General features: G+C 72.9%; 16 protein-coding genes. 9 read left to right on the top strand and 7 right to left on the bottom strand.

The genetic code is table 11. The features are described from left to right. Positions 1–67: 67 nt before the first annotated feature. From moaA to ABZ484_RS03610, 3 genes are all read right to left on the bottom strand, one after another. Complete coding sequence (gene moaA, locus ABZ484_RS03620) at positions 68–1,057, bottom strand: GTP 3',8-cyclase MoaA (protein WP_358864245.1); 990 nt, start codon at positions 1,055–1,057, stop codon at positions 68–70. Between the two features lie 145 nt (positions 1,058–1,202). Next, the gene (locus ABZ484_RS03615; protein ID WP_358864244.1) at positions 1,203–2,837 is read right to left on the bottom strand and encodes a cation acetate symporter; all 1,635 of its coding nucleotides are present in this window, start codon (positions 2,835–2,837) and stop codon (positions 1,203–1,205) included. Continuing rightward, on the bottom strand, positions 2,834–3,190 hold the full coding sequence (locus ABZ484_RS03610; RefSeq protein ID WP_358864243.1) for a DUF485 domain-containing protein: 357 nt from the start codon (positions 3,188–3,190) through the stop codon (positions 2,834–2,836). The genes ABZ484_RS03615 and ABZ484_RS03610 overlap by 4 nt, the downstream gene beginning before the upstream one ends. Positions 3,191–3,483: 293 nt before the next feature. Here ABZ484_RS03610 and ABZ484_RS03605 point away from each other — a divergent pair, with 293 nt between their 5' ends. The 8 genes from ABZ484_RS03605 to ABZ484_RS03570 all read left to right on the top strand — a co-directional run bounded on the left by ABZ484_RS03605 (position 3,484) and on the right by ABZ484_RS03570 (position 12,932). Continuing rightward, on the top strand, positions 3,484–5,010 hold the full coding sequence (locus ABZ484_RS03605; RefSeq protein WP_358864242.1) for a S8 family serine peptidase: 1,527 nt from the start codon (positions 3,484–3,486) through the stop codon (positions 5,008–5,010). 70 nt (positions 5,011–5,080) lie between these two features. Next, positions 5,081–6,520 carry a CoA transferase gene (locus ABZ484_RS03600; protein ID WP_358864241.1) on the top strand — a complete coding sequence of 480 codons (1,440 nt, stop codon included), beginning with the start codon at positions 5,081–5,083 and terminating at the stop codon, positions 6,518–6,520. Positions 6,521–6,623: 103 nt separating this feature from the next. Beyond that, positions 6,624–7,634, top strand: a complete 1,011-nt coding sequence (locus ABZ484_RS03595) for a CopD family protein (protein ID WP_358864240.1) — start codon at positions 6,624–6,626, stop codon at positions 7,632–7,634. Between the two features lie 396 nt (positions 7,635–8,030). Continuing rightward, positions 8,031–9,017 carry a DEDDh family exonuclease gene (locus ABZ484_RS03590; protein ID WP_358864239.1) on the top strand — a complete coding sequence of 329 codons (987 nt, stop codon included), beginning with the start codon at positions 8,031–8,033 and terminating at the stop codon, positions 9,015–9,017. A gap of 178 nt (positions 9,018–9,195) precedes the next feature. Then, on the top strand, positions 9,196–9,429 hold the full coding sequence (locus tag ABZ484_RS03585; RefSeq protein WP_037869664.1) for a hypothetical protein: 234 nt from the start codon (positions 9,196–9,198) through the stop codon (positions 9,427–9,429). A gap of 57 nt (positions 9,430–9,486) precedes the next feature. Then, complete coding sequence (locus tag ABZ484_RS03580; protein ID WP_358864238.1) at positions 9,487–10,314, top strand: SURF1 family protein; 828 nt, start codon at positions 9,487–9,489, stop codon at positions 10,312–10,314. Positions 10,315–10,356: 42 nt separating this feature from the next. Next, positions 10,357–12,171: a glycoside hydrolase family 15 protein gene (locus ABZ484_RS03575; protein ID WP_358864237.1), complete on the top strand. Its 1,815-nt coding sequence runs from the start codon at positions 10,357–10,359 to the stop codon at positions 12,169–12,171. Between the two features lie 5 nt (positions 12,172–12,176). Continuing rightward, entirely contained in the window at positions 12,177–12,932 is a 756-nt protein-coding gene (locus ABZ484_RS03570) for an SDR family oxidoreductase (RefSeq protein ID WP_358864236.1), read from the top strand. A gap of 949 nt (positions 12,933–13,881) precedes the next feature. Here ABZ484_RS03570 and ABZ484_RS03565 read toward each other — a convergent pair. From ABZ484_RS03565 to ABZ484_RS03555, 3 genes are all read right to left on the bottom strand, one after another. Next, positions 13,882–14,706, bottom strand: coding sequence for an enoyl-CoA hydratase/isomerase family protein (locus tag ABZ484_RS03565; RefSeq protein WP_358864235.1), 825 nt, complete (start codon positions 14,704–14,706; stop codon positions 13,882–13,884). 130 nt (positions 14,707–14,836) lie between these two features. Beyond that, a complete protein-coding gene (locus ABZ484_RS03560) occupies positions 14,837–15,058 on the bottom strand; it encodes a helix-turn-helix domain-containing protein (protein ID WP_029385158.1) in 222 nt (73 codons plus the stop codon). A 415-nt stretch (positions 15,059–15,473) separates the two neighbouring features. Next, entirely contained in the window at positions 15,474–17,072 is a 1,599-nt protein-coding gene (locus tag ABZ484_RS03555) for an ABC-F family ATP-binding cassette domain-containing protein (protein WP_358864234.1), read from the bottom strand. Positions 17,073–17,308: 236 nt separating this feature from the next. On the opposite strand from ABZ484_RS03555, the gene ABZ484_RS03550 reads away from it, so the two are divergent. Further along, complete coding sequence (locus ABZ484_RS03550) at positions 17,309–17,722, top strand: VOC family protein (RefSeq protein ID WP_358864233.1); 414 nt, start codon at positions 17,309–17,311, stop codon at positions 17,720–17,722. A 57-nt stretch (positions 17,723–17,779) separates the two neighbouring features. Here the strand turns inward: ABZ484_RS03550 and ABZ484_RS03545 are convergent, their stop codons facing one another. Then, a complete protein-coding gene (locus tag ABZ484_RS03545; RefSeq protein WP_358864232.1) occupies positions 17,780–19,198 on the bottom strand; it encodes a hypothetical protein in 1,419 nt (472 codons plus the stop codon). Positions 19,199–19,537 lie beyond the last annotated feature (339 nt).

Here is a 19,537-nt window from a genome sequence, read left to right as displayed (position 1 = left end):
ATCCGAAGGCTCCTGAACCCCTGACGGCCCCTGTGCCTCCGAAGGCGCCTGAGCCGGGGGACGGGCCTCAGCCGCCGATGGCGGACATCGGCCGGTCCGGCTGGACGAAGGACGGATCGTCCAGGCCCGCGCCCGCCTTCTTGCCCCACATCGCCAGCCGCCAGATGCGGGCGATCTCCTCGTCGGGGGCGCCGGAGCGCAGGGCGCCGCGCAGGTCGGTCTCCTCGGTGGCGAACAGACAGGTGCGGACCTGCCCGTCGGCCGTGAGGCGGGTGCGGTCGCAGGCCGCGCAGAACGGGCGCGTGACGGAGGCGATGACACCGACGCGGTGCGGGCCGCCGTCGACGAGCCAGCGCTCGGCCGGGGCGGAGCCGCGCGCCGCGGTCCCCTCGGGGGTCAGCTCGAAGCGGGTGCGCAGGGAGGCGAGGATGTCGCCGGCCGTGACCATGCCGTCGCGCTTCCAGCCGTGCTGGGCGTCCAGCGGCATCTGCTCGATGAAGCGCAGCTCGTAGTCGTGCTCCACGGCCCAGGCCAGGAGGTCCGGGGCCTCGTCGGCGTTCAGGCCCGGCATCAGGACGGTGTTGACCTTCACAGGGGTCAGGCCGGCCTCGCGGGCGGCGTGCAGTCCCTCGAGGACGTCCTTGTGGCGGTCGCGGCGGGTGAGGGTCTTGAAGACGTCCGGGCGAAGCGTGTCGAGGGAGACGTTGACCCGGTCCAGACCGGCCGCCTTGAGGGCCGTCGCCGTGCGCTTCAGGCCGATGCCGTTGGTGGTGAGCGACATCTGGGGGCGCGGGTCCAGGGCCGCGACGCGCTCGACGATGCCGGTCAGACCGGGGCGCAGCAGGGGCTCACCGCCGGTGAAGCGGACCTCCTCGATGCCCAGGGAGGTGACCGCGATGTCGATCAGGCGGACGATCTCGTCGTCCGTGAGCAGGTCCGGCTTGGCCAGCCACTGCAGGCCCTCCTCGGGCATGCAGTAGGTGCAGCGCAGATTGCACCGGTCGGTGAGCGAGACCCGCAGGTCGGTGGCCACTCGGCCGTAGGTGTCGATGAGCACGTGGCCCCCTCCCTCGTCCGGAACACTCTTCTTCCGTCACCTGTGAGCCTACGTGACACCACCGACATCGGCCGAGGGTCGATCCCGACGAGGTGGGACGGAGCCGTGTCGTAGGTCCCTACGACACGGCTCCGTCCCACACGTCTCAGTGGGCCCCGGTGCCCGTCAGCGAGCGCACCTCCAGTTCCGCGTACTTGCCGCTGTCGGGGGTCTCCTTGGACAGCAGGGTGCCGAGGACGCCCAGCAGGAAGCCGACCGGGATGGAGATCAGGCCCGGGTTCTCCAGCGGGAACCAGTGGAAGTCGACGTCCGGGAACATCGACGTGGGCTTGCCCGAGACCACCGGCGAGAACAGCACCAGGCCGACCGCGGTGACCAGGCCACCGTAGATCGACCACAGCGCGCCGGCGGTGGTGAACCGCTTCCAGAACAGGCTGTAGAGGATGGTGGGCAGGTTGGCGGAGGCGGCGACCGCGAAGGCGAGGGCCACCAGACCGGCCACGTTCAGGTCGCGGGCGAGGGCGCCGAGGACGATGGAGACGGCGCCGATGCCGACGGTCGCCCACCGGGCCGCGCCCAGCTCCTGCTTCTCGGTGGCGGTGCCCTTCTTGATGACGTTGGCGTAGATGTCGTGGGCGAAGGAGGAGGACGAGGCGAGGGTGAGTCCCGCGACGACGGCGAGGATCGTGGCGAAGGCGACGGCCGAGATGCTGGCGAGCAGGATGGCGCCCCAGTTGGAGTCCACACCGCCCAGGTGCAGGGCCAGCAGGGGGGCCGCGGTGTTGCCGGCCTTGTTGGAGGCGATGATCTCGTCCGGCTTGATGAGGGCGGCGGCGCCGAAGCCGAGGGCGAGGGTCATCAGGTAGAAGGCGCCGATCAGGCCGATCGCCCAGATCACGGACTTGCGGGCGGCCTTGGCGGTCGGGACGGTGTAGAAGCGGATCAGGATGTGCGGCAGACCGGCGGTGCCGAGCACCAGGGCGATGCCGAGCGAGAGGAAGTCCAGCTTGGTGGTGCCGGTGGCGCCGTACTTCAGGCCGGGCTCCAGGAAGGCGGCGCCCTTGCCGCTGTTGTCGGCGGCGCTGCCGAGCAGGTCGGAGAGGTTGAAGTCGAACTTCAGCAGCACCAGGAAGGTCAGCAGGATCGCGCCGAGGATCAGCAGCACGGCCTTGACCATCTGCACCCAGGTGGTGCCCTTCATGCCGCCGATGGTGACGTACACGATCATCAGTACGCCGACCAGGGCGACGATGCCGATCTTGCCGCCGTCGCTGGTGATGCCGAGCAGCAGCGAGACCAGGACGCCCGCGCCCGCCATCTGCGCCAGCAGGTAGAAGATCGACACGACGATGGTGGAGGCGCCGGCGGCGGTGCGCACGGGGCGCTGGCGCATCCGGTACGCGAGGACGTCGCCCATCGTGTAGCGGCCGGAGTTGCGCAGGGGTTCCGCGACCAGGAGCAGGGCGACCAGCCAGGCGACCAGGAAGCCGATGGAGTACAGGAAGCCGTCGTAGCCGAACAGGGCGATGGCGCCGGCGATGCCGAGGAAGGACGCGGCGGACATGTAGTCGCCGGAGACGGCGAGGCCGTTCTGGAATCCGGTGAACTGCCGTCCGCCGGCGTAGAAGTCGGCGGCGTCCCTGGTCTGGCGGCCGGCCCAGACGGTGATGACGAGGGTCGCGGCGACGAAGACCGCGAACAGGGTGATGATCAGCGTGCGGTGCTCGCTCGCCTCGCCTGCGGCCAGCAGGGTGTGCGCTGCGGGGTGTGCGGTGGTCATGCTCCGCCCTCCATCCGGGTCTTGATGGCCTCCGCCTTGGGGTCGAGCTGGGCGGCGGCGTGCCGCGCGTACCACCAGGCGATGAGGAACGTGGTGAGGAACTGGGCGAGTCCGAGGACCAGGGCGACGTTGATGTTGCCGAAGAGCTCGGTGCCCATGAAGTCGCCCGCGTAGTTGGACAGCAGGACGTACAGCAGGTACCAGGCGGTGAAGGCGATGGTCAGCGGGAAGGCGAAGGAGCGGTAGGAGCGGCGCAGTTCACCGAACTCGGTGCTCTCCTGCACCGCGGCGAACTCCTCGGTGGAGGGGAGGGGGACCTGGGTGTTCGAGGGTGGCGGTGTCTCGGTGGCCACGTCAGTCTCCTCGCGTTGCGACAGCGGGTCCGGCCGCGGCCGGGCCCGGATGGGGATGCGGATGTGACAGGGGGCCCGAGGGTGCTGGGCTCCCGTCCAAGGTCCACGGCGCCGCGCGAGGACCGGTTCAAGTTCCGCGCGTTCTTTCGCAAGTGGCCTGGGGAAGTCATTGCCAAGTCATTGCTGGCCGGTGAGTGAGCGGGATAGCTTCGCCCTGCACCACCGTCATGTAGCCGCCCGAGCAGCACACCTGTGTCTCGGGCGGTTCTGTATCCGGATGATGTGGAGACCCCATGGCTCATCTGCGTTCCAGACGCCGACTCGCCCTGGCCGTACCGGTCGCGCTGTCGCTGACCGCCTCACTCGGCTTCCTGCCGGCCGTGGCATCGGCGTCGCCCCGAGCGCAGTCCACCGCCACCGAGACCGACGCGGCCTCGCTGAGCTACGTCGTCAACGTCCGTCCCGGGCACGGCGTCTCGGCCCAGGTGAAGAAGGCGATCGCGAAGGCCGGCGGCACCATCGTGACGTCGTACGACGAGATAGGCGTCATCGTCGTCCACTCCGCCGACCCGGGCTTCGCGAAGGCCATACGCAGGACGCCCGGAGTGGCCTCCGCGGGCGCCACGCGTACGGCGCCGCTGCCCGCGCAGTCGACGACCGACCTGGGCACGCCGAAGGCGCTGACCGCCGCGCAGGTGGCCGAGGCGGGGTCCGAAGCCGCCGACGGGCAGGACCCGTTGGAGCCGTTGCAGTGGGACCTGCCCGCCATCAAGGCCGACAAGGCGCACGAGAAGACCCTCGGCAGCCCGAAGGTCACCGTCGCCGTCATCGACACGGGTGTGGACGACACCCACCCGGACATCGCGCCGAACTTCGACCGCGCCGCCTCCGTCAACTGTGTGTCGGGCAAGCCGGACACCACCGACGGCGCCTGGCGGCCGAGCGCCGCCGAGAGCCCGCACGGCACGCATGTGGCCGGGGAGATCGCGGGCGCGAAGAACGGCGTCGGCATCACGGGTGTGGCGCCGGGGGTGAAGGTGGCCGGCATCAAGGTCGCCAACCCGGACGGGTTCTTCTACACGGAGGCCGTGGTGTGCGGCTTCGTGTGGGCGGCCGAGCACGGTGTCGACGTGACGAACAACAGCTATTACACCGACCCGTGGTACTTCAACTGCGCAGACGACCCGGACCAGAAGGCGCTGGTGGAGGCCGTCCGACGGGCCTCGCAGTACGCGGAGCGCAAGGGCACGGTCAACGTCGCCGCGGCGGGCAACGAGAACTACGACCTGGCCTCCCACTCGATCACCGACCCGGCCTCCCCGAACGACTCCACGCCCGGGGACCGGGTGATCGACCCGCACAAGTGCTTCGACATCCCGACCCAGCTGCCGGGTGTCGTCACGGTGGCGGCGACCGGTGCGAAGGGCGTCAAGTCGTCCTTCTCCAACTACGGTCTCGGTGTCATCGACATCGCCGCGCCGGGCGGCGACTCCACGGTGTACCAGAAGCCCGAGCCGCCGGCGACCAGCGGCCTGATCCTGGGTCCGCTGCCGGGTGGCAAGTGGGGCTACATGGCCGGTACGTCGATGGCGAGCCCGCATGTCGCCGGTGTTGCGGCATTGATCAAGTCGACGCATCCGCACGCCCCCGCGGCCCTGGTGAAGGCGCTGCTGTACGCGGAGGCCAGCGCCACGCCGTGCACGGACCCGTACGACATCGACGGGGACGGCAAGGTCGACGCGGTGTGCGAGGGCACGAAGAACCGCAACAGCTTCTACGGCTGGGGCACGGCGGACGCGCTGGCCGCGGTGACCAAGTAGCCGGCACGTAGCCGTCCAGCGGGGGTACGCGGACCATATATTGATTCAGTCAATACTGCATAGTGCAGTCATGACTGACATCAGGTTCGCATGGTCCGCGCTGGGCGGCGATCCCGCCCTCGTGGCGCGGGTCACCACCGTGGAGCGGGAAGGCGCGCTCGGGGCGCGCCTTCCCGTACGGGAGCTGGCACGCGCGTGCGTGGGCGCCTGCGCGCTGGCCGCCGCGGAGCTGGCCGCACGGCGGGCCGGGCTCGCCGAGGCGCCCGCGGTGCGCGTGGACGACGGTGCCGTGGCCACCGCGTTCACCAGTGAGCGGCATCTGCTGGTCGACGGGCGGCCACCGGTTTCCTTCGCGCCGCTGTCACGGTTCTGGAGCACGGCCGACGGCTGGGTGCGCACACACGCCAACTACCCGCACCACCGGCAGCGGTTGCTCATGGCGCTGGGGCTGCCGCGGGACGCGGACCCGGCGGCCGTGGAGGCCGCGCTCGCCGAGCGGTCCGCACTCGACGTCGAGGAGGCCGTGTACGCGGCCGGCGGCCTCGCCGTCGCGCTGCGCACGCCCGAGGAGTGGGCCGCGCACGAGCAGGGCGCCGCCGTGGCCGCCCGGCCGCTGGTCGAGCGCGAGCGACTGGACGAGGCACGGGCGCGCGTGCTCCCGCCCGTCGCGGGTGCGCCGGCACTGCCCGCCGCCGGGCTGCGCGTCCTGGACCTGACCCGGGTCATCGCCGGGCCCGTCGCCACCCGCACCCTCGCCCTGCTGGGCGCGGACGTGCTGCGCCTGGACGCGCCGCGGCTGCCCGAACTGCCCGACCAGCACGCCGACACGGGCTTCGGGAAGCGGTCGGCGCTCCTGGACCTGGCGGCCGACCGGACGGCCTTCGAGGAGCTGCTGGCCGAGGCGGACGTCGTCGTCACCGGCTACCGCCCGGGAGCCCTGGACCGCTTCGGCCTCTCCCCCGAGGCGCTGGCCGAGCGGCGGCCCGGACTGGTCGTGGCGCAGTTGTCGGCCTGGGGCGGGCACGGACCGTGGGCCGGGCGGCGCGGCTTCGACAGCCTCGTCCAGGTCGCCACCGGCATCGCGGCGGTCGAGGGGTCGGCGCGGCGGCCGGGCGCACTGCCCGCGCAGGCGCTGGACCACGGCACGGGCTATCTCCTGGCGGGGGCGGTGCTGCGGGCCCTGACCGAGCAGTCCCGCGAGGGCGGCGGCCGGGTCGTACGGCTGTCGCTGGCGCGGACGGCGGCGTGGCTGACGGCGGCGTGGCCGACGCCGCCGAACACTTCGCGCGCCAGCGGGCCGGGCGGCGCGCCGGGTCCCGCCGGGACGGGCACGGTGCCGGGTTCCATGGCGGGCGCCCCGTACGACGGGCCGGAGCCCTGGCTCGGCGAGACGGACAGCGGGATCGGCCGGCTGCGGTACGCCCTGCCGCCCGTGACCATCACCGGCGGCCCCGCCGCCTGGGCCCGGCCACCCGGCCGCTGGGGGACGGACGCGGCCCGCTGGGCGTGAACACACGGGCGTGACAGCGAGCGGACATCGGCGGGCGGAATGCCGTTCCTTCAGTTGCTTGTGCCCACTTGCCCCGTTTGCGGCGGCTGGCGAAGATCCTGGGGTGACGCTCATACGACCGGCCTCCGAGGCGGCAGACGCCGGTGGGAGGGGGCGGCGGGCCGCGACGTCACGGGCGGCCGCCGTCCTCGCCCTGGTGGCGCTCGCCGCGCTGATCCCGCTGTTCGGGCCGTCCGCCGCCCTGCACGGCACCGGAGAGGCCGCCGCCCCCGGAACCGGCGGCACAGCCCTGCTGCGGGCGGTGCTGTTCGCGGCGTTGTGCGTCCCCGCCGGCGAACTGCTCGTGAACCGGCTGGCCGACGGCCTCCCCGGCCCCACGGCGGAGCCGCCCCGCAGCTGGTCCCCGTACGCGGCCGCCGCCAGTTTCCTCGCCGCCCTCGGACTCGCCTCCATGGTGGCCGCCGGCAACCTGGTGCCGCACAGCCCGGCCCAGATCGACGTGGGCGGCCTCTACCGCACCCGGGACGGCTCACTGGCCCTGCTGGAGGTCAACGCCTTCCTGCTGGCCGGTCCGTGCGCGCTCTCACGCCGGCCGCGACTCCAGGTCCTGCCGCTCGCCGCGGTGGCCGTGGCCGAGGCGCTGCGCGCCCATCCCCCCACCGAGAGCGGCCCGTTGCCCGGCTCCGTCCTGACGCTCGCGCACCTGGTGTGCGGCGCGCTGTGGGCGGGCGGTCTGCTGCACACCCTGCGCACGGTGCGGCGCCGGCGCGGCACCGGGGCGGCCGCCGCACTGCTGGGCCGCTACGCGCGGGTGGCGGCCGTGCTGCTCGCCGCGGTCACCGCGACGGGCGTGTGCAGCGCCCTGCGCCGGATGCCGCCGGAGACGGTGCTGCACCAGCTGACGGCGACGGCCTATGGCCGCGCCCTGCTCGCCAAGGTGATCCTCGTGGCCGGTGTCGCCCTGCTGGCGCTCTGGGCGCGGCTCCGGCTGCGCCGGGCGCCCGACCCGCTGACGGCGTGCACTCCCGCGCGCGCGGAGCTCGCCGGCCTGGCGGTGGTGGTCATGGTGTCGGGGCTGCTGACGGCGCTGCCGCTGCCGATCCACTGGAGCTGAGCAGCCCGCGCCGGACGGCGGCCCGGGGATGCGCGTCGCCCGTGGCGCCGTCGCGCGCAGGGGTGCCGCGGGCGACGCCCCGGGCCGCGCCCTCGCACCCGTCCGCCCGTCCGCCCGTCCGTGCGTCCGCCCGTCCGTGCGTCTGTGCGCCCGTGCGCCCGTGCGCCCGTGCGGGTGAAGCGGAGGCGAGGACGCACGGAGGGCCGGCGGCGGCGCACGGCGGGGTAGCGCTCGGTGAGGCGAACTCTGCCGGGATACGCCCGGTTTGCGTCCCGCGCGCGTGACGCGCGCGTGAGCGGCGCGCGAAGTGGCGTACGGGCGTGCCGGTGTGCGCGGGTGGCGGGGTGGCCACCTGAGGGACAGCGCTGTCAGTCGCGGCCCGTATCCTCAGTGACCATGCTCGAAGACCGCACGCTCGCAGGGCCGTCCCCCACACCGTGGCCGGCCGCGTATCCGCAGGGATACGCGGTCGTTGACGTGGAGACCACCGGCCTGGCCCGGGACGACCGCATCATCTCCGCGGCGGTCTACCGGCTGGACGCGCGCGGCGAGGTGGAGGACCACTGGTACACGCTGGTCAATCCGGAGCGGGATCCGGGACCGGTGTGGATCCACGGTCTGACGAGCGAGGTGCTCGAAGGGGCGCCGCTCTTCGAGGACATCGCGGACGAGTTCTCCGCCCGGCTGGCCGGCCGGGTGCTCGTCGCGCACAACGCGGTGTTCGACTGGCAGATGATCGCCCGGGAGTACGCGCGCGCGAAGCGCGAGGCACCGGTGCGGCAGCGGTTGTGCACCATCGCGCTCTCCAAGGAGCTGGGGCTGCCGCTGCCCAACCACAAACTGGAGTCGCTGGCGGCGCACTTCGGCGTCGTACAGCGGCGGGCGCACCACGCGCTGGACGACGCGCGGGTGCTGGCGGAGGCGTTCCGGCCGAGCCTGACGGCAGCGGCGGCCGGCGGCGTACGGCTGCCGCTGCTGGAGTGCCGGCCGCTGACGGAGTGGTCGGACCGGCCCGTGCCCCGGCAGCCGTCCGGTGGCTACGGCGGCTACCGGGCGGGCAGTTGGCGCCCGTCCCGCAAAAGACCCGCATGCCCCTATCCCAACCCGGGCCGTTACGAAGAGGGCAAACGCCTCAAGCAGGGCATGCGGATCGCCTTTTCCGGTGACACCTCCGTCGACCGCGAGTTGCTGGAGGACCGCGCGACGGAGGCCGGACTGCATGTCGCCACCAGCATCTCGCGACTGACCAGCCTGCTCGTCACCAATGACCCGGACTCGGGCACGTCGAAGGTGGTCAAGGCGCGGCTGTACGGCACACCGGTGGTGGACGAGGCCGCGTTCGGACAGCTGCTCGGGGACGTGCAACCGGCGGACGGCGACTGAGGGACGCCGGAGCGGCGGACGGCGACCGAGGGACTCCCGAGCAGCGGACGGCGACCGAGGGACTCCCGAGCAGCGGACGGGCGCGCGTACGGGTGACCGGCGGGCGTACGGGTGATTGCCGGGCGACTCGCCCGGCGGCCGCTCGCCCGCGAGGCGGCCACGGCTCACCCTGTGGCGCATGGCCAGATGTGAAGTATGCGGCAATGACTACGGTATGACCTTCGAGGTGCACGCCCAGGGCGCGGTGCACGTCTTCGACTGCTTCGCCTGCGCGATCCACCGCATGGCGCCGATCTGCGAGCACTGCCGGGTGCAGATCATCGGTCAGGGCGTCGAGGTCGAGGGCCACTGGTACTGCGGCGGGCACTGCGCACGGGCGGAGGGGAAGGTCGGAATCGTCGACCATGTCTGAGGACACCCGGCACCCCCTGCGGGAAGAACCCCACGGCCGGGGAGGTACCGTCGTGGGGTGTACCGCTTCCTGTTGACCCGCCAGTGGGTGATCATCACCCTCGTGGCTCTCCTGCTCATCCCGACGATGATCTGGCTGGGTTTCTGGCAGCTGCACCGCCACGACCACCGGCAGAAGCTGAACCAGGTGATCAACGCCTCGCTGGCGGCGCGGCCCGTGCCCGTCGAGTCGCTCACCTCGGTCGGCGGATCCGTCGCGCACGACGCCATCTACCGCCGGGTGACCGCCAAGGGCCACTTCGACACGGCGCACGAACTGGTGGTGCGCCGGCGTACGAACGCGGACGACCAGGTCGGCTATCACGTCCTGACCCCGTTCGTGCTGGACGACGGCAGGACCCTCCTCGTCAACCGCGGCTGGATCGCCTCCTCCGCCTCGCAGACCGCCTTCCCCAGGATTCCGGCACCGGCGTCGGGCGAGATCACCGTGACCGGGCGGCTGATGCAGGACGAGACGACGGCCGCGAGCGGCATCAAGAACGTCAAGGGGCTGCCCGACCGCCAGATCATGCTGATCAACAGCGAACAGGTCGGCGCGCTGCTGCGCGACTCGGGCGACACCTCCGCCAAGGCGGTGTTCGGCGGCTACATCGAGCTGATCTCTCCCGCGCCCAAGGACGGCAGTCCCCAACCGCTCCCGTCGCCCAAGGAGGACAGCAGCTGGATCGGCATAGGGGACATCAACCTGCCGTACGCGATCCAGTGGTGGCTGTTCGCCGTGGGCGTCCCCGTGGGCTGGCTGGTCCTGGTCCGGCGCGAACTCAAGGAGCGCGCGGGGGCGGCGAAGGCATCGGCCGAGAAGGAGACGGAACCCGCCGCGGTGTAGACGCCTGATTGTCCGGCGCCTCCAACGGGAATCCGGACATCCGTGTACCCGCGGATCGAGGACTACGCGCTCATCGGTGACGAGCAGACGGCCGCCCTGGTCGGCAGGGACGGCTCGATCGACTGGCTGTGCCTGCCCCGTTTCGACTCCGGCGCCTGCTTCGCCCGGCTGCTCGGCGACGAGGAGAACGGTCACTGGCGCCTCGCCCCCAAAGGCGCCGAGGGCCCCTGCACCCGCCGCGCCTACCGCCCGGACACGCTGGTCCTCGACACCGAGTGGGACACCCCCGAGGGCTCGGTCCGCGTCACCGACCTGATGCCGCAGCGCGACCGGGCCCCGGACGTGGTACGGATCGTGGAGGGCCTCAGCGGCCGGGTGACCGTGCGCAGCACGCTCCGGCTGCGCTTCGACTACGGCTCGATCATCCCCTGGGTGCGCAAGGCCGACGGCCACCGGGTCGCCGTCGCGGGGCCCGACTCGGCGTGGCTGCGCAGCGAGCCGCCGGTGCGCACGTGGGGCGAGCACTTCCGCACCCACGCGGAGTTCACCGTCGGCGAGGGCGAGAGGGTGGCGTTCGTGCTGACCTGGCACCCCTCGCACGATCCGCGCCCGCCGCTGGTCGACCCGTTCCGGGCGCTGGACCACAGCGTCGTCGACTGGAGGGCCTGGGCGGCGCGCTGCCGCTACACCGGCCCGCACCGGGACGCCGTCGTCCGCTCCCTGATCACGCTGAAGGCGCTCACCTACGCCCCCACCGGGGGCATCGTCGCCGCCCCGACCACCTCCCTGCCCGAGGACCTGGGCGGGGTGCGCAACTGGGACTACCGCTACTGCTGGCTGCGCGACTCCACGCTCACCCTGGGCGCCCTGCTGTCGGCGGGCTACCAGGAGGAGGCCGAGGCGTGGCGCGACTGGCTGCTGCGCGCGGTCGCGGGCAACCCCGCGGACCTCCAGATCATGTACGGGCTCGCGGGTGAGCGCCGGCTGCCGGAGTACGAGCTGCCGTGGCTGTCCGGCTTCGCCGGCTCGGCGCCCGTACGGATCGGCAACGACGCGGTGAAACAGCTTCAGCTGGATGTCTACGGGGAGGTCCTGGACTCGCTGTCGCTGGCCCGTCGCTCGGGCCTGTCCTCGCAGCCGCACATGTGGTCGATGCAGTGCTCCCTGCTGGACTTCCTGCGCCGGGCCTGGCGGCAGCCCGACGAGGGGCTGTGGGAGGTGCGCGGCGGCCGGCGCCACTTCGTGCACTCCAAGGTGATGGTGTGGGTGGCCGCCGACCGGATGGTGCGCACCCTCGAGGAGAACCCGGCGCTGCGCGGCGACCTGGAGGGCTGGCGGGCGCTGCGCGAGGAGGTGCACCGCGAGGTGTGCGAGAAGGGCTACGACCCCGAGCGGAACACGTTCACGCAGTCCTACGGCTCGCGCGAGCTCGACGCCGCCCTGCTGCTGATTCCGCGTGTGGGTTTCCTGCCGCCGGACGACCCGCGGGTGACCGGCACCATCGACGCGGTGCGCGCGGAGCTCGGCAAGGACGGCCTGCTGCACCGCTACAGCACCGACGCGGACGGTGCCGACGCCGCGGCCGTGGACGGACTGCCCGGGGGCGAGGGCACCTTCCTGGTGTGCTCGTTCTGGCTCGCGGACGCGCTGCACATGACCGGCCGGACCCGGGAGGCCCGGGAGCTGTTCGAGAGGCTGGTGGGCCTCGCCAACGACGTGGGGCTGCTGGCGGAGGAGTACCGGGTGGACGACGCGACGGGCGCGGGCCGGCAGCTCGGCAACTTCCCGCAGGCGTTCAGCCACATCGGCCTGGTGAACACCGCCCTCGCCCTGTTCGGGGAGGAGCGGGCAGGATAGGGGCCATGGATCTTGGACTGAAGGACAGGGTGTACGTCGTCACCGGGGCCACCCGCGGGCTGGGCAACGCCGCCGCGCGCGAGCTGGTCGCCGACGGGGCGAAGGTGGTCATCACCGGGCGGGACGGGGAGCGGGCCGCCGACGCGGCGGCCGAGCTGGGCGCGAGCGCCGTCGGGGTGGGCTTGGACAACGCCGACCCCGAGGCACCGGCGCGGCTGATCGCGGCCGCGCGGGAGCACTTCGGCGGCTTCGACGGCATCCTCGTCAGCGTCGGCGGGCCGGCGCCCGGCTTCGTCGCCGACAACACCGACGAACAGTGGCAGTCGGCGTTCGAGTCGGTGTTCCTGGGGGCGGTGCGGCTGGCCCGGGCCGCGGCGGCGGAGCTGGAGGCGGGCGGTGTCATCGGGTTCGTGCTGTCCGGTTCCGTGCACGAGCCGATCCCGGGACTGACCATCTCCAACGGCCTGCGGCCCGGACTCGCCGGGTTCGCCAAGTCCCTCGCGGACGAGCTGGGACCGCGCGGCATCCGGGTCGTCGGTCTGCTTCCGGCCCGCATCGACACGGACCGCGTGCGCGAGCTGGACGGGCTCTCGGCGGACCCGGAGGCGACCCGCGTGGCGAACGAGTCCCGGATCCCCCTGCGCCGGTACGGCACCCCGGAGGAGTTCGGCCGCGCGGCGGCGTTCCTCCTGTCCCCGGCGGCGTCCTACCTGACCGGCATCATGCTCCCGGTCGACGGCGGCGCCCGACACGGCTTCTGAGCCCCGCCGGGCCCGTGGGCGCGCGCGGGCGGTCACCTGCCCGCCGGGCCCACACGACGGCGCCGTCCCTTCCGGGACCGGCCGCGCCCCGGGGCTGCCTGAGCGCGGCCCCGTCGGATGGGTGCACAGCAGGGGGACGGGCGGCACCATGAAGACGGCGGGCGCGGCGGGCGCGAACCGGCCGCTACGCCCCGGCCACGTCCGACAGCGGCCGGACGACGCGTCGGCGCGCGTGTCTGCTCGGGGCGGCTCACCCGCCGCCGAGCCCCGTCGAGGCCCGCCGGCTCGAGCGCAAGGCAGGTCCGGCGCCCGGGCCCGACGGCGCCTGCCTCCGCCTGGGCGGAGCCGTACGCCGTCGGAACCAGCACGGGCCGAGACGGGCACGCCGGCTCGGCGCGCGACGTCGGCACCCGGAGATGGCCGACGCGGTGAGGACGCCCGGGACGCCCGCGCCGACCGGTCACATCCAGCAGGCGACTGGACGTGACAGAGCCGTCTGGTCCACTGGCGCGCCTCGCTCGGCCGCGCCTACCCGCCTAGACCGGCCACATCGCTCAGGCGGCGCGTGCAACGGCCCGAGTCCGGTCCCGACGGGATACGACCACCGCGGCGACCAGGCGACGGCTGGACGTGACAGGGCCGTCTGGTCCACTGGCGCGCCTCGCTCGGCCGCAACTACCCGCCGAGGACGGCCACATCGCTCAGGCGGCGCGTACAACGGCCCGAGTCCGGTCCCGACGGGACGCGACCACCGCCGCAACCGGGCGGCGGCTGGACGTGACGGGACCGTCTGGTCCACTGGCGCGCCCCGCTCGGCCGCGACTACTCGCCGAGGACGGCCAAGTCGCGCGGGCGGCGCGTGGAACGGCCCGAGTCCGGTGAGGCCGGCGGGCGGCGGCCGGATGTGAGCAGGCCCCCGGTCTGCCGGCGGGCGCAGTTCGGGCGCGGGTTACTCGCCGAGGCCGGCCAGGTCGCGCAGGCGGCGGGCCTGGGACTGGCGTTCGGCGGTGCGTTGAGCCTCGTAGGTGTGGGTCTGGGCGCTCTGGAGCAGGGCCTTGGTCTCGATCACCGCGTCGCGGGGCGCGGCGAGGATCGCCGAGGCCAGGTCGTTGACCGCCGCGTCGAGCTGGTCGCGGGGCACGGCGAGGTTGGCCAGCCCGGTGTTCACCGCCTCCTCGGCGGTCACGAACCGGCCCGTCACGCAGATCTCCAGGGCGCGGGCATAGCCGACCAGCCCCACCAGCGGATGCGTGCCGGTGAGGTCCGGTACCAGCCCGAGGCTGGTCTCGCGCATCGCGAACTGCACGTCGTCGGCGACGACGCGCAGATCACAGGCGAGCGCCAGCTGGAAGCCCGCCCCGATGGCGTGCCCCTGGACCGCGGCGACGGACACGAGGTCGCTGCGCCGCCACCAGGTGAACGCCTCCTGGTACTCCGCGATGGTCGCGTCCAGCTCGGCGTCGCTGCCGCGTGCGAGGTCGATGAACGACGGCTCGCCGTCGAAGCCCTCCGGCGTGAACGCCTGCCGGTCGAGGCCGGCGGAGAAGGACTTGCCCTCCGCGCGCAGCAGCACGACACGGACGGAGCCCGGCAGCAGCCGCCCGGCCTCGGCGAGCGTCCGCCACAGGGCGGGGCTCTGCGCGTTGCGCTTGGCCGGATTGGTCAGCGTCACCGTGGCGATCGAGTCGTCCACGGTGAGCCGCACGCCGTCCTTGTCGAGTACGTCGGATACTGGGTCACGTACCGGGTCGAGGTCGTGCTCGGGCGAAGCCATGGTGCGCCTCCGATGGGTGCGGTCGTCCAGGATGCCAGCGCGGGCATCCTAAGTGACTGCACAGTAACCACCCGGCCGTTCGGCTGCCCGACCGGGTGGTCACCATCGAAGCCGATGGGCTCTCCCGAGGTCAGGCCGACGGGGCCTTCTTGCCCCGCGTCGCCCCGCCACGCCCACGGAGCGTGACGCCCGACTCGCTGAGCATCCGGTGCACGAAGCCATACGAGCGGCCGGTTTCCTCGGCCAACGCCCGAATGCTCGCACCGGCGTCGTACTTCTTCTTCAGGTCTGCCGCGAGCTTGTCGCGCGCGGCGCCGGTCACCCGGCTGCCCTTCTTCAGAGTCTCGGCCACCCGTGCCTCCTCATGGGAAGTGCGCTCTGGTCTCCTCATGATCACCCCTCCCGGGCCCGATGGCCACCCATTCGGCAAGGTCTGTGAGACATGGTTGTGACGACAGGAGTCGGCCCCCACAAGCGGAACCTGATATTCCATACCGTGCCGTCGATACCGCTGATCGGGTTGTTCCACGAACTCCCAGGTCACAGACGTACGACGGCCGAGCCCTTGGTACGTAAGGGCTCGGCCGGAAAATCCGTGTACGACACACCTCGATACGAGGAGATCTCACACAGATGATGGATCACCGATGGGCCGAATGATCCATACGCCGTTGATCAGAGGTTGATCAGAGGCCGAGCCCAGGGCGGGCGGAGGGCGACCGGAGGCGGCGCGGAGCCCGACCGGAGCCCCGGTCGGGCGAGCCGGGTCAGGCCAGGGCGACGAGGTCCGCGTAGTCGGAGCCCCACAGGTCCTCGACGCCGTCGGGCAGCAGAATGATCCGCTCCGGCTGGAGCGCCTCGACCGCCCCCTCGTCGTGCGTGACGAGGACGACCGCGCCCTTGTAGGTGCGCAGCGCCCCGAGGATCTCCTCGCGGCTGGCCGGGTCCAGGTTGTTGGTCGGCTCGTCGAGCAGCAGCACGTTCGCGGAGGAGACGACCAGGGTGGCCAGGGCGAGACGGGTCTTCTCGCCGCCGGAGAGGACCCCGGCCGGCTTGTCGACGTCGTCACCGGAGAACAGGAACGAGCCCAGCACCTTGCGAACCTCGACGAGGTCCATGTCGGGGGCCGCCGAGCGCATGTTCTCCAGGACCGTGCGGTCCGGGTCGAGGGTCTCGTGCTCCTGGGCGTAGTAGCCGAGCTTGAGGCCGTGACCGGGGACGACCTCGCCGGTGTCGGGCGTCTCGACCCCGCCGAGCAGGCGCAGCAGGGTGGTCTTGCCGGCGCCGTTGAGGCCGAGGATGACAACCCGGGAGCCCTTGTCGATGGCCAGGTCGACGTCGGTGAAGATCTCCAGGGAGCCGTACGACTTCGACAGGCCCTCGGCCATCAGCGGGGTCTTGCCGCAGGGCGCGGGCTCGGGGAAGCGGAGCTTGGCGACCTTGTCGGACTGGCGGACGGCCTCCAGGCCGGAGAGCAGCTTGTCGGCGCGGCGCGCCATGTTCTGCGCGGCGACGGTCTTGGTGGCCTTGGCGCGCATCTTGTCGGCCTGGGCGTTGAGCGCGGCGGCCTTCTTCTCGGCGTTGGCCCGCTCCCGCTTGCGGCGCTTCTCGTCGGCCTCGCGCTGCTGCTGGTAGAGCTTCCAGCCCATGTTGTAGATGTCGATCGCCGAACGGTTGGCGTCCAGGTAGAACACCTTGTTGACGACCGTGTCGACCAGGTCGACGTCGTGCGAGATGACGATGAAGCCGCCGCGGTAGGTCTTCAGGTAGTCGCGCAGCCAGATGATCGAGTCCGCGTCGAGGTGGTTGGTCGGCTCGTCCAGGAGCAGCGTGTCCGCGTCGGAGAACAGGATCCGCGCCAGCTCGATACGGCGGCGCTGACCGCCGGAGAGCGTGTGCAGGGGCTGGCCGAGCACCCGGTCGGGCAGGTTGAGCGCGGCGGCGATGGTGGCGGCCTCGGCCTCGGCGGAGTATCCGCCCTTGGTGAGGAACTCGGTCTCCTGGCGCTCGTACTGCTTGAGCGCCTTCTCGCGGGTGCTGCCCTTGCCGGTGGCGATGCGCTGCTCGTTCTCGCGCATCTTGCGGATCAGCACGTCCAGGCCGCGGGCGGAGAGGATGCGGTCGCGGGCGAGCACGTCGAGGTCGCCGGTGCGGGGGTCCTGCGGGAGGTAGCCGACCTCGCCGGAGCGGGTGACGGTGCCGCCGGCGGGGATGCCCTCGCCGGCCAGGACCTTGGTCAGGGTCGTCTTGCCGGCGCCGTTGCGGCCGACCAGGCCGATGCGGTCGCCCTTGGCGACGCGGAAAGTGGCGTTCTCGATGAGGATGCGGGCACCGGCGCGCAGCTCGATGCCGGAAGCGGAGATCACGGACAGACTCCAGGGCGGAAGGGGGCGGGATGGGCGGCTGTGGACGTACCCGCCGTCTAATGCGCGAGGAGAATGGCCATGCGGAACAGTCTAACGGGGGTGTGCAAGCGGTTTTCCCGTCCGCGCGCGGCGTGAGTGCCGGGGCGTTGTCAGTGGCCGGTGCCAGACTGGGCGACGAACCGGACTTTCCGGCGAGTACCGACTCACGAGCACCGAGTCACAAGGGAGTGATCGGCATGGCGGACACGGTCGGCGGACGCCCGAGCATCTGTCCCACGCTGCTGTACGCGGACGCGAAGGCGGCGATCAAGCAGCTCACCGAGGCCCTCGGTTTCACCGAGCTGACGGTCTACGAGGACGAGGACGGCCTCGTCCTCCACGCCGAGCTGGTGCAGGGCAACGGCGCGGTGATGCTCGGCTCCAAGGGCCGCGGCGGCCGCTTCGACGAGGCGATGCGCGGCGCGGGTCCCGTGGGGGTGTACGTCGTGGTGGACGACGTGGACGGCCACTACCAGCGCGCGGTGGACCACGGCGTGGAGATCCTCATGCCGCCGACGGACCAGGACTACGGGTCCCGGGACTACATGGCCCGGGACGCCGAGGGCAACGTCTGGAGCTTCGGCACGTACGCCCCGCGCACGGAGGGCTGAGCGCCGCCCGCGGGCAGGACGGCCCGATCCGAACGAGACACCCCTGGCTGCCGCCGGCTAGCTGCCGCCGGTGTGTACCTGGAAGGCGGCCCGGCGGACGGCCTTCGCCAGGGCGGGATCGGGGTGGGCGGCGGCGAGCGCGACCAGCACCTGCACGGTGCGGGGGTGCCCTACGGCCCGTACCTCGTCCAGCAGCGCGGGGACGGTGGGCTGCAGCGCGGCCTCCAGGTGACGGACGAGCATCGGGGCCTCTCCGTGGTCGGCGACGGCGGCGGCGGTGTCCACCCACAGCCACGTGGCCTCCTCACGGGTGAGGACCTCGTGGGCGTCCTCCGGGTCGACGCCGTCGTGCTCCGCCAGCCACAGCAGGGCGTACGGCCGCAGCGCCGGTTCGTCGAGCACGGCGCTCACATCGGGCTCGGCGGGGGCGCCCACGACCCGCAGCGCCTCGAAGGCGAGGCCGCGCAGCAGGGCGTCCTCGCCGCGTGCGGCGCCGAGCAGTTCGGTGACGGCGCTGCCGACGGGGCGGGCGGCGAGCCAGGCGCGGTACTCGGCACGGGCCGCGTTCGGGCGCAGCTGGGCGCAGCCGCGGAGCATGTCCTCCGCCGCCTGTTCGATGTTCCCCGCGGGGCTCTGGGCGGCGACGCAGATCTGCTCCAGCTTGACCCAGACCGCCCAGCTGCCCAGCGGGGTGAGCGTGGCCTGCCCGTCGCCGTAGGTGAGCGCGCCGACGGAGGCGAGCGCCCGCAGCGCCCAGTCGAGCAGGGGGGCCAGTGCGGTGGCCTCGGCGGGGCCCGCCAGGCTCGCCGGCTCGCCGGCGGGTACGGCGGGCTGGGCGTCGTAGGGCACCTCGCAGCGTGCGGTGCGCAGCTCCGTGACGCGCTGGCGGAGGAGGTCGAGGAGCTGCTCGACCGGGACGGGGCCGGCCGACAGCTGGAGGAAGGAGAGCACCTGCGGCATGGCCGAGACGACCTCGGCGACGGCGGCGGCCTCCTGGTCCCCGGGCTCGGGGCAGGCCAGCGACCAGGCGTCGAAGAGGGCGACCCAGCCGCGCAGCACGGCGCTGTCGTCGCGGTCCCAGGCGCGCAGCCGCCAGCCGGGGCGGGCGTTGTCGCCGTGCACCTCGACCAGGCCGGCGAGGCGGGCGGTGTCCCAGTCGGCGCGGACCTGGGCGACGCCCAGGCGCAGCGCGGCGGCGGCCTGCCGCGCGGTCGCCTCGGAGAGGGTGGCCTTGCCGTCGGCGGTCGCCCCGTTCCGGCCGGGTCCGAGGGCGGCGTCGGCCCAGCGGGCGACGCGGACCGCCCCGGCCAGGCCGGAGCGCGCCATTCTGGCCAGTTCCGCGGGTGCCGGGGTGCCCTCCGGGGGGCGCGGTGCGGCGCGGCGCGGGCGCCGCTGGTTCACGGCTCGGGGGGCGGCGGCCAGGGGTCGTGGTCGGACGAGTCGAAGCCTGGAGTCGCGCGGGATACGGGACGTCACGGGTGCAGTCTTCCGTTTGACGGTCCGAAAACCCAAACGGAATGTCACGGCGGGCGACGGAGATGGCCAACGCAGGGGTTCCCGGGGTGCCCGACAGAGCGGAACAAGCCGGCACCACCGTCCCGAAACGGAACCACCTTGCCCCACTCACCGACGACCTCGCCCCACTCACCGGCCCACGCGGCCGGCCGCTTCCCGGGACCGCTCCGGTCCCCCGGGCCGAGTCCCGGGGACCACTCCACTCCCCCGGGCCCAGTCCCGTCGGGTCCGGCATGCGGGGTCCGCCTGACGGGCCTCGTCCGCGCGACCGCCCGGCCTGCCGCGTCACCTCCGCACGCC

Source organism: Streptomyces sp. NPDC006393, from assembly GCF_040628575.1.
GTDB lineage: Bacteria > Actinomycetota > Actinomycetes > Streptomycetales > Streptomycetaceae > Streptomyces.
This window is presented reverse-complemented; position numbering and strand designations above follow the sequence as displayed.